Raw genomic sequence first — 5,044 nt, 5'->3', positions numbered from 1 at the left:
GGAATTATTGTGGGTACATTGCCTTTTGCCATGGTGGGTAGTATCTGGTTAATGTATATACAAGGTTTCAATTTTTCAGTTGCTGTAGGGGTAGGTTTTATAGCATTGGCGGGTGTCGCTGTCGAAATTGGCGTCATTATGCTTGTCTATTTAAACCAAGCCTATAGAGAAGCGATTGATCATAGTTCACAGCAGCTAGAAAAATTTGATGAACTAAAGTTGACTCAATCTGTTATTCAAGGTGCAGGTATGCGCGTACGTCCTGTAATGATGACCGCAGCAGCAATCATAGCTGGATTATTACCTATCCTTTATGGTACTGGAACAGGTTCCGAGGTGATGAGTCGAATTGCTGCGCCAATGGTAGGCGGAATGGTCAGTGCAATAATACTGACACTATTAATTGTTCCTGTTGTGTTCTTTTTATGGCGTCGTACTCAATTGAGACATGAGGAACGATAGTGTTGAGTTGATTAAAAAAACGATGCAGATAAAACTATCTGCATCGTTATATTTTTATATTTAATTAATTTTAATTATAGTTATTTGAATGACGATCTAATAACTATCTAATGTAATATGTTTAATAAAATATTCATTGCTAAACTAAGCTTTTCTTATTATCATTAATTTGTAATCATTGGAGATATATTTTGCGTAGAGTCCATTTAATCATGATGTTTGTTTTACTGACGTTTGTCGGTCAAACTTTTGCGTCTGTGATTATGCCTGGTACTATGCCAATGAGTTCAATGACGACTTCAAATATGCCTGCTGAAAATGGCAAAGCATGTCATGACGCTAGCATGCAAATGAATATGAACATGGATATGAACGATGGTGCGGATGATAGTTGCTGCGCCCAAGCGTGCCATTGTCCTGTCGGCTCATGTTTATCCGTCGCTTTAACGATGGCAATGCCAACGCTTAAATCAGAAGTCAGCTTAGTTAATTCTGCAACAATGTTTACCTCAGCACTAATGCCTCAGTATTTTTCATCTTTATACCGTCCTCCAATATTTGCCTAACATAGGCACAGTTACGCCTTTTTTTTGCTAACTGTCCTAGCCAATCATGTAGTTTCAATTTTTTAACTTTTTCGGTTAATAAACTGACATTAAACCGCGTTGTTTAATGTGACGAAATTTGATTTGGAGGCAATATTATGTCTGCTCTATATCGCAATTCTATTCGTTTTTTTCGTGTCATAGGTACTATTTTTATTCTGCAAATTATGGGAGGGATGTTACCTGCCCATGCAGCAGAGCCCGGCACTACGGCGCCATTATTCACTGTTTATAAAGATGCCAATTGTGGCTGTTGTGAGAAATGGCTAACGCATATTCGTGAGCGTGGATTTAGTGTTAATGCCCACAATATTAACAACCTTTATGAGTTTAAACAGTCAAAGGGGATTCCTGCTTCAATGCAATCTTGCCATACCGCAGTGTCATCTCAAGGTTATGTGTTTGAAGGGCATATCCCTGCAAAATTCATTAGTCGTTTTTTAGCCACCCCCCCTAAAGATGCTATCGGCCTAACCGTACCCGCTATGCCTGTGGGCAGCCCTGGTATGGAGTACCAAGATAAATTTATGCCATACCAAGTATTACTGTTGAAAAATGATGGCAGTAGCCAGGTTTACGCCCAAGTGAACTCGCTTGAGGAGTCTGTGCAATGAAATCGCAATACATGATAAAACCCATGATTCAAACGACAAACAGTGAACTCAACAACAGCCGACGCCGTTTTGTGTTTGGTGCATCCGCCATGTTGGCATTGATGTCGATCCCTTTCCCTAAAAATGCCGTTGCCAATGCGTTAAGCCAATCGTTGAGCCAGCTTTCTGGCAAAGTGTTCGACTTATCAATTGACTATAAAATGGTTAATTTTACCGGGAAATCTGCTCGAGCTACTGTGGTAAACCAATTACTGCCCGCGCCGTTATTACGTTGGAAAGAAGGTGAAACAGTCACCTTAAGAGTAAAAAATAATCTCGACCATGATAGTTCTATTCACTGGCACGGTATTATTTTACCCACCGAAATGGACGGTGTGCCTGGCTTTAGCTTTGATGGTATTAAACCCGGTGAAACATTTGAGTATCAATTTACCGTCCAGCAAAGTGGCACATATTGGTATCACAGTCATTCAGGCTATCAAGAACAAACCGGTTTATTCGGCGCTATTGTGATTGATCCAGCGACCCCCGATCCGGTCATATATGACCGTGACTATGTGATCATGCTGTCTGATTGGTCTGACGAAGCCCCTGAAAACATTTATGCCAAATTAAAGAAGCAAGCCGACTACTATAATTACCGTGAGCGTACGGTAATGGATTTTTTCTCTGACGTGAATAAAAATGGCTTAACCAATACGTGGAACGCTCGTTCGATGTGGAATAACGCACGCATGAGTGACAGCGACATTTCTGATGTGACCGGCTCAACTTACACTTATTTAATGAATGGCAATCCACCGCAACAGGGCTGGCAAGGGTTGTTTAAACAAGATGAGAAGGTGCGCTTACGCTTTATAAATAGTTCTGCGATGACCATATTTGATGTGCGTATACCGGGTCTCAAAATGACTGTTGTTGCCAGTGATGGTCAGAACATTCAACCGGTTTCTGTGGATGAATTTCGAATAGGTGTTGCTGAAACCTATGATGTGGTTATTGAGCCAGAGGTTGATAATGCCTATTGCATTTTTGCTCAGAGTATCGACCGCACCGGCTTTACGGTAGGTAACCTTACCTCAGATGCCAGTTTACATGCTCCTATTCCCCCAATGGATCCAAGGCCTGTCCTTGGCCACAGTGATATGGGCATGGATATGAGTGACATGGATATGAGCGGTATGGATCATAGCAAAATGGACATGGGTGGCGGTGATATGTCAGGCATGGATCATAGCAAGATGGCTATGGGCGGCGGTGATATGTCAAGCATGGATCATGGCAAAATGGCTATGAGTGGCGGTGATATGCCTGGCATGGACCACAGCAAGATGGCTATGGACGGCGGTGATATGCCTGGCATGGATCACAGCAAGATGGCTATGGGTGGCGGTGATATGCCTGGCATGGATCACAGCAAAATGGCCATGGACGGCGGTGATATGCCTGGCATGGATCACAGCAAGATGACCATGGACGCTACGAAAGCGACAGTCTCAGGACTAGGGCTTGCAGGCTTTGGCAGTAACAATGAAATTAAGCACATTGACACCGAGTTCGGCCCACAAGTGGATATGCGTGCCGATGCGCCAAAAAGTGGTTTACACGATCCCGGGATTGGGCTGCGTGACCATCAACAGCAATTCAATCGCAAAGTATTAACCTATGGTGATATTAAAGGCTTACATCCTACCTATGACACACGCCAACCTAGCCGCGAAATTCAACTGCATTTAACCGGCAATATGAACCGATATATGTGGTCTGTGAATGGGGTGAAATTTATGGACGCCGCGCCATTAGAGTTTGAATACGGAGAAAGACTGCGGATCACCTTAGTGAACGACACTATGATGACTCACCCTATGCATTTGCATGGTATGTGGAGTGAGTTAGAGACAGGCGATGCTGATTTTATTCCCCGTAAGCACACGGTATTAGTTCAGCCGGGCTCTAAGATCAGTTACTTAGTCACCGCCGATGCAAAAGGGCAATGGGCATATCATTGCCACTTGTTATTCCACATGCCAGGCATGTTCAGAAAAGTCGTGGTGAAATAAGGGGAATACAGATGAATAAAACGAATTTAATGGCCTTGGGACTGTTGAGTCTGAGCGCCACATTGACTAGCTCAGCTGTGTTTGCCGGCGGTAATGATGACCCTCTATTAACAAAAGTCATGCTGGATCAATTTGAAAAAGGCGTGGATCCGCAAGATCCTACCCAGTTTAGTGCACAAGCCTGGTTAGGTTACGATTTGAATAAGTTGTGGCTTAAAACTGAAGGTGAATATTCAAATAGTGATAAGCAAGATCTTGAAATTCAGGCTCTTTACAGTAAGCCCATCGCACCATACTGGGATGTACAATTCGGTATTAAAACCGATATCAAACCGACTCCGAACCGTAATTGGGCTGTGATTGGGGTTCAAGGGTTAGCGCCATATTTTTTTGATATTGACGCGGCTTTATTCATCGGTGAACAAGGCCGTACGGCTATGCGTTTGAGTGCAGAATATGAACTGTTAATCACTCAAAAGTGGATATTAACACCTGAAGTAGAAGTTAATTTATTTGGTAAGGACGATGCTGAACTTGGAATAGGCTCAGGCTTATCTGACGTGAGTGCTGGGCTGCGATTGAGATACGAGATTGTTCGAGAGTTCGCACCCTATATCGGTGTGGATTGGCGTCAGAAGCTCGGTAATACCGCCGATTACGCCCGAAGTGAAGGGGAAGATACACAAGAAACCCAGTTTGTTATTGGTTTTAGCGCGTGGTTCTAAGATCTCGTTCGTACACTGAGTTATAAGCTTGGCGCCAAGATGTTAGCTAAGCCAATATTTAATCATTTATGTAAACCGTTTTTCGATCGTTAAAAACAATATAAAAGGAAATATCATGAAATTATTTAACAACGTTTTAGTCGTAACAGGTCTATTCCTGAGTGCTTCAGCATTTGCTCATGTCGGACTGGGCAGTTCTATGCCCGCTAACGGTGCCATGCTAAGTCAAGCCCCAACAACGCTTGAAATGACCTTTACGGCTCCGGTACGTTTGGTCAAATTAACAATGCAAGATGAGAAGCAGCAAAGCGTACCGCTAACATTACCTTCAAGTGCGACCAGCCAAGCAGCATTTTCATTCGCTCTACCAGCATTAAGCGCAGCTAATTACACGGTTAACTGGATGATCATGGGTGATGACGGTCATAAGATGAAAGGCAACATGAGCTTTATGCTTCACGACTCTGGCATGAACACTCGCAGTGCACCGCCTATGACAATGGAGCATGAGACTAGCGAGCACACTGCACATCAATAAGTGGATGAGTAAACATGATATTAACCGTATTTGAAATATC

The 5,044-nt window shown here is 43.1% G+C and carries 6 protein-coding genes; all 6 read left to right on the top strand.

The annotated features are described in order from the left end of the window. Window positions 1-462, top strand: a 462-nt coding sequence (locus CXF78_RS09835) for an efflux RND transporter permease subunit (protein WP_145991408.1), incomplete at its 5' end; no start/stop codon positions are given. A 191-nt stretch (window positions 463-653) separates the two neighbouring features. After that, the gene (locus CXF78_RS09830) at window positions 654-1,028 is read left to right on the top strand and encodes a hypothetical protein (protein ID WP_220492622.1); all 375 of its coding nucleotides are present in this window, start codon (window positions 654-656) and stop codon (window positions 1,026-1,028) included. A gap of 137 nt (window positions 1,029-1,165) precedes the next feature. Next, the gene (locus CXF78_RS09825) at window positions 1,166-1,681 is read left to right on the top strand and encodes a DUF411 domain-containing protein (RefSeq protein ID WP_102036663.1); all 516 of its coding nucleotides are present in this window, start codon (window positions 1,166-1,168) and stop codon (window positions 1,679-1,681) included. Further along, entirely contained in the window at window positions 1,678-3,741 is a 2,064-nt protein-coding gene (locus tag CXF78_RS09820; RefSeq protein WP_102036662.1) for a copper resistance system multicopper oxidase, read from the top strand. Before CXF78_RS09825 ends, CXF78_RS09820 begins: the two co-directional genes overlap by 4 nt. Before the next feature lie 11 nt (window positions 3,742-3,752). Further along, complete coding sequence (locus tag CXF78_RS09815; RefSeq protein ID WP_102036661.1) at window positions 3,753-4,466, top strand: copper resistance protein B; 714 nt, start codon at window positions 3,753-3,755, stop codon at window positions 4,464-4,466. A 115-nt stretch (window positions 4,467-4,581) separates the two neighbouring features. Continuing rightward, window positions 4,582-5,004, top strand: coding sequence for a copper resistance CopC family protein (locus CXF78_RS09810; RefSeq protein WP_102036660.1), 423 nt, complete (start codon window positions 4,582-4,584; stop codon window positions 5,002-5,004). Window positions 5,005-5,044: the final 40 nt, after the last annotated feature.

The organism is Shewanella sp. 11B5, from assembly GCF_002836795.1.
GTDB classification, from domain to species: Bacteria; Pseudomonadota; Gammaproteobacteria; order Enterobacterales; family Shewanellaceae; genus Shewanella; species Shewanella frigidimarina.
This window is presented reverse-complemented; position numbering and strand designations above follow the sequence as displayed.

Bases quoted from the DNA above. Each gene is read 5' to 3' on its own strand.
- CXF78_RS09825 (WP_102036663.1), top strand. From the start codon at position 1,166: ATGTCTGCTCTATATCGCAATTCTATTCGTTTTTTTCGTGTCATAGGT.
- CXF78_RS09820 (WP_102036662.1), top strand. From the start codon at position 1,678: ATGAAATCGCAATACATGATAAAACCCATGATTCAAACGACAAACAGT.
- CXF78_RS09815 (WP_102036661.1), top strand. From the start codon at position 3,753: ATGAATAAAACGAATTTAATGGCCTTGGGACTGTTGAGTCTGAGCGCC.
- CXF78_RS09810 (WP_102036660.1), top strand. From the start codon at position 4,582: ATGAAATTATTTAACAACGTTTTAGTCGTAACAGGTCTATTCCTGAGT.